5 protein-coding genes are annotated in these 4,629 nt (G+C 67.1%); 4 read left to right on the forward strand and 1 reads right to left on the reverse strand.

Annotated elements, in window-relative coordinates; all coding sequences use genetic code 11:
- The coding region (locus I6U14_RS13250) for an alpha/beta hydrolase (RefSeq protein WP_296899997.1) at positions 1 to 820 on the forward strand (820 nt) is incomplete at its 5' end.
- Between the two features lie 3 nt (positions 821 to 823).
- Here the strand turns inward: I6U14_RS13250 and I6U14_RS13255 are convergent.
- Positions 824 to 1,972, reverse strand: coding sequence for an autotransporter outer membrane beta-barrel domain-containing protein (locus tag I6U14_RS13255; RefSeq protein WP_296899998.1), 1,149 nt, complete (start codon positions 1,970 to 1,972; stop codon positions 824 to 826).
- Between the two features lie 523 nt (positions 1,973 to 2,495).
- Between I6U14_RS13255 and nifV the strand changes: the two genes are divergently transcribed.
- From nifV to I6U14_RS13270, 3 genes are read left to right on the forward strand one after another with little or no spacing between them, the layout of a single operon-like run.
- Positions 2,496 to 3,704 carry a homocitrate synthase gene (gene nifV, locus I6U14_RS13260; protein WP_296900001.1) on the forward strand — a complete coding sequence of 403 codons (1,209 nt, stop codon included), beginning with the start codon at positions 2,496 to 2,498 and terminating at the stop codon, positions 3,702 to 3,704.
- A 46-nt stretch (positions 3,705 to 3,750) separates the two neighbouring features.
- Complete coding sequence (locus I6U14_RS13265; RefSeq protein ID WP_296899999.1) at positions 3,751 to 4,335, forward strand: hypothetical protein; 585 nt, start codon at positions 3,751 to 3,753, stop codon at positions 4,333 to 4,335.
- A 60-nt stretch (positions 4,336 to 4,395) separates the two neighbouring features.
- A complete protein-coding gene (locus tag I6U14_RS13270) occupies positions 4,396 to 4,542 on the forward strand; it encodes a nitrogenase-stabilizing/protective protein NifW (RefSeq protein ID WP_296900000.1) in 147 nt (48 codons plus the stop codon).
- Positions 4,543 to 4,629: the final 87 nt, after the last annotated feature.

A 4,629-nucleotide genomic window follows, 5' to 3' on the forward strand; every position in this document is an offset into this window, starting at 1 on the left:
AGCAGTTGCTGCGACGTACCTCGCATCGATGATCTGCTGCGCCGGTTGTGCCGGCAGCGCAACAGGCTTCGATGCGATCGCGGAAGGATACGGGCTGATCCGCGAGACCGTGGCGGGCGATCCCTTCATCCATGTGGTGTACCGGCCCAGGGCACAGCCGGCGATGCATGAGTCGGCGTCACTGCATGTCTACCTCACCGGTGACGGACGCCCGTATGTACGCCGGTCACTGGCCGCTGCGGACCCAACACCGCGTCATCCCGTCATACCTGCGTTGATGGCCCTGGATCCAGCGCCGCGGCTGTTGCTCGGCCGACCCTGCTACCACGGGCTCGCGGATGCCCCCGGCTGCGAGCCCGCCATCTGGACCAAGGCACGCTATGGCGACGCCGTGGTAACGAGCCTCGCGGCGGCACTACGCCGACTTAACCCGGAGCGACGGCCGCTGCGGTTGGTGGGTCACAGCGGCGGGGGCGCGCTGGCGGTGCTGCTGTCGCGGCGACTACCGAACGTCACGGACGTGATCACGCTGGCAGGCAATCTGGATCCGGACGCCTGGACCGCGCACCATGGGCTCAGCCCCCTCCACGGCTCGATGAATCCTTTGGCAGATGGGGCACTCCCTGAGCGGATCGCGCAAGCCCACTACGCGGCAGCGCGAGACAGCAACGTGCCGGTCGCTCTTCTACGGCCGGCGGCCCAGCGCTTGGGCAGCACCCTGCGGGTGCTGCCCGATACCGGTCACCGAAGCGGCTGGTCCGCCCATTGGCGCAGGATACTGAGGAGCCTCGATGCACCGCGGGGCCGAGGCAGTCAGTGAGAGTCAAAATGCGTGATTCACACCGAGCGTCACGAGGTGCTCCTGGCGCAGGTCATGGCCCGCGGTGCCGCTGTAGGTGAGAAACAGGCTGGTGCCTGTGTTCAGCTCAGCGGTAACGGCGGCGCCAAGGCGGAAGTAGTCTTCGTCCGACTCATAGGTACGGAAGCTGATGTTGCGGTTTTCCGGATCCTCGGGCAGGACGTCCACCAGCGCCGCGTCGATGGTGCGGGTCGGGCTCTCGAACTCATGCACATAACTGAAAGACAGCTCTGGCACGATGCGCCCGAAGTTTGTGGGGAAGGTGCGCGACAGACCCAGAGACAGCATGCCATCGAGGGTCGAATAGTCGTCGTCCGCAAAGACGAGATTGCCCGACTCCAGATCAGTTGACTGGGGCAGCGCCCCAGTTTCCCGATAGCCATCGATGGCGTAGTCGTTGTACGCGAGCCAAGCGCTCATAACGAGGACCGTCTGTGCCGGCAATACCCAGTTGTAGCCCGCACCGCCGAGCAGGCTGAGCCGGCTGCCACCGGTATTGCCCTTGGCGACATTCACCAGATCCGCATTGAAGGTGCTGTCCGGTGCGGACACAAATCTGCGGCTAGTGTCGATGTCCAGGCTCGCATACCGCACGGCCGCCGTGGCGAAGAGTCCCGGAACCGCCGCCGGGAGCCAGGTCCCGAAGACCTGGAAGCCCAGCTCGTCCGTATTGAGCCCGCCCGCGTCGTTGTCAAAGTCGGCATCCTCGGTGGAGTAGTCCACCGCCGCCCCGGCGAACCACTCGACACCGCGCCAGCGCACGCCAACGGTGCCGCCCCAGGTATCGCTCTCGTACCCGGGTATATTGCTCGTGTCCTGGTCGGTGTTGCCATAGAGCACCGAGGCGAAGAGATCGAAGCCCAGCGCATCGCCCGCGCCCTGCCCGATCTCTTCTCCTTCCTCCTCGAGAAGCTCGTTGACCAGGGTGATTGAGATGTTCCGGCGCGCATCGCCGCTGTCGGCGGCGAAAACGGCGCCGATGGCGACAGGCCCGGCCGGAGTGCACGTGAAACCGTTAGCAGCGTCGCCCTCGCATGCCGCATACGCGGGCCTGCCCGCGACAATTGCAGACGTCAGCAGCACGCCCCAAGCCCATCGATGGTACACAATCATCAAGCATTGCCTCCTGTGGCGTCGTTGGCCTCCAGTGCCGCTGCGCAAGTGCCCTCCGCACGTCGGGGCCCCAGCACAGTCGATGCAGCACCAGCAAAGCTCGCGGCCAGGACACCGCAGCGAGCTTGAGCCGAAGCATAAGCTGCAGCGGGCGGCAGGTACAGGGTGACGCGCCCGCAATACTCACTGCACGATACAACGTCGGGTTCGAACACCCTGGAGCAACGCCGAGGTCCTGACCCAAGGTGAGCCGGGGCTTGAAGATCTGCCGGAAACCAGCCGGGCGTCCTGCGCACCTCGCCGAGTCGGATCGGCTGTTGACCCGCTCAAAACGCAGCACCCTTCAGGTCACAGCCCATCCACGTCGCATCCCCGACAACGGCCTGCCGGCGCTGTCGCAAAGCGCCCACCGACCACCACAGCATCAGGCTAGACCGCTGATTCCAAGGGATCTGAGCGGCTGGCCCGGGGCTTGCTTGAACTCCGTGCAATCTCTTCGTGGAGCAGGCCGATGCAGAGCCCGATGCAGCGCCAAGCCGCCGCCAGCCACCGCCCGCCGCGGACACTGATCACCATCAACGACACCACGTTGCGCGACGGTGAGCAGTCGGCCGGCGTCGCCTTCTCGTTGGAAGAAAAGCTCGCCATCGCCCGCGGCCTGGATGCCCTCGGCGTGCCGGAGCTCGAGGTCGGTATCCCGTCCATGGGCGAGGAAGAGCGCGAGGCCATCCGCGCCACGGCGGATCTCGGCCTGGGCGCCCGTCTCATGGTCTGGGCCCGCATGCTGCCGGCGGACATCGCCGCCTGCCGGAACTTAAGCGTGCAGCTGGTGGACCTGTCCATGCCGGTATCGGACCAGCAGATCGCCCGCAAGCTCGGCCGGGACCGCGACTGGGTGCTGGCGCAGATCGCACGGCTGGTGCCCACGGCGCTGGACCTGGGTCTGAGCGTGGGCGTCGGCATGGAGGACGCCTCCCGGGCGGACCCGGACTTCCTTAAGCAGGTGGCCGACGCTGCACAGCGCGCCGGCGCCCGCCGCGTGCGCTTTGCAGACACCGTGGGCCTACTGGACCCCTTCGGCACCTGCGAGCGCATTCATGACCTTGCCTCCGCCTGCAGCTGCGAGATCGAGATGCACGCCCACGACGATCTGGGTCTCGCCACCGCCAATACCTTGGCCGCGGTGCGCGGCGGCGCCACCCACGTCAACACCACCGTCCACGGCATGGGCGAGCGCGCCGGCAACGCGGCACTGGAGGAGGTTGTCGTGGGCCTTAGGCACGTGCACCAGATCGACACCGGCGTCGACCTGACCCGCTTCGAGGCCCTGTCCAAGCTCGTCGCCACCGCCTCCGGCCATCCCGTAGCCTGGCACAAGAGCCTGGTGGGTGACGGCGCCTTCACCCACGAGGCAGGCATCCACGTGGACGGCCTGCTCAAGGACCCGCACAACTACCAGGGCATCGATCCCGCCGAGGTGGGCCGCAGCCACCGCATGGTGCTCGGCAAGCACTCCGGCCGGCACGCGGTGCAGATGGCCTATGCTTCGCTGCTGGCCACGGCCATCGACGATGCCCAGGCCGAGCGTCTGCTGCCGCTGGTGCGCCGCTTCGTGACGCAGACCAAGCATGCGCCTGAGGGTGCCGATCTGCGCCGCTTCCTGGACGAGCTGGCGGCGAGCGCGCCGGTGCCGGCAGCAACAGGCACGGCAATGGCGACAGACCCTGCCTGAGGGCCGGCAAGTCGCCAGTCGCCGCTCCGGAACCGACGCAAGCGCCATGGATCTGCTCGACATCGTCGTCGACGAAATGTACTTCGAGCGCCCGCTGCCGGCGCCCGCGGCCGCGCTCATCACGCAGGCATCGGATCTCTACGCCGAGGATCCCGACGCCGCCGAGCAGCGGCTCATGCGCGCGCAGATCCTCGCAGCAGACCATCTCACCGTGCTGGTGGCCCTGTATCGGTTCTTTTTCTACCGCCACCGCTGCGCGGACGCGCTGGACGTCGCCGAGCGCTGTATCGCCGTCGCCGCCCGCGAGCTCGGCATCGACACCGATTGGCGCCGCCTCGATGAGGCCCGCTTCGGCCACGCCGTGCAGCAGTCCATGCCCCTGACGCGCTTCCTGCTGATGGCGCTGAAAGGCACCGGATACCTGCTGCTGCGCCTGAGCCGCCCCGCCGAGGCCCGCGAGCGCCTGGCCAAGGTCGTCCAGTTCGACCGCAAAGACCGGCTCGGCGCCGCCGCACTGCTGCGCTGGGCCGAGGACGCCGTCGGCCGCGACGAGGCCGCCGCGCACGGCGACAAGGTACGCTGGATCCGCGGCGCCGCCAAATCCAACAGTCCAGAGGCCGAGTCTTCCTAACCCGAGCGCCAGCGCACTGACGCTCGACCCTAGCCGCCAATCACAGCCCGGAGACCCACCATGACCAGCATCGCGCCGCCTGAGACCCTGGAGGACTTCGACGACGCCCTCGACGAGCTGGAAAGCGCCGAGGACTTCCTGACCTTCTTCGCCGTGCCCTTCGACCCCGCCGTCGTGCACGTGAACCTGTCCCTTATCCACCTCTGACGCTGCCCACGCGCGACCCAGTTTACATCCCGGTGGTCCCCGCATCCAGAAAAAACAAAAACACATCCACACGCAAACATACAAACA

Origin of the sequence: Thiohalocapsa sp., assembly GCF_019695415.1 — a bacterium.
Taxonomy (GTDB): Bacteria; Pseudomonadota; Gammaproteobacteria; order Chromatiales; family Chromatiaceae; genus Thiohalocapsa.

Coding starts and splice junctions, on each gene's coding strand:
- I6U14_RS13255 (WP_296899998.1), bottom strand. CDS start 1,972: ATGATTGTGTACCATCGATGGGCTTGGGGCGTGCTGCTGACGTCTGCA.
- nifV (WP_296900001.1), top strand. CDS start 2,496: ATGCAGCGCCAAGCCGCCGCCAGCCACCGCCCGCCGCGGACACTGATC.
- I6U14_RS13265 (WP_296899999.1), top strand. CDS start 3,751: ATGGATCTGCTCGACATCGTCGTCGACGAAATGTACTTCGAGCGCCCG.
- I6U14_RS13270 (WP_296900000.1), top strand. CDS start 4,396: ATGACCAGCATCGCGCCGCCTGAGACCCTGGAGGACTTCGACGACGCC.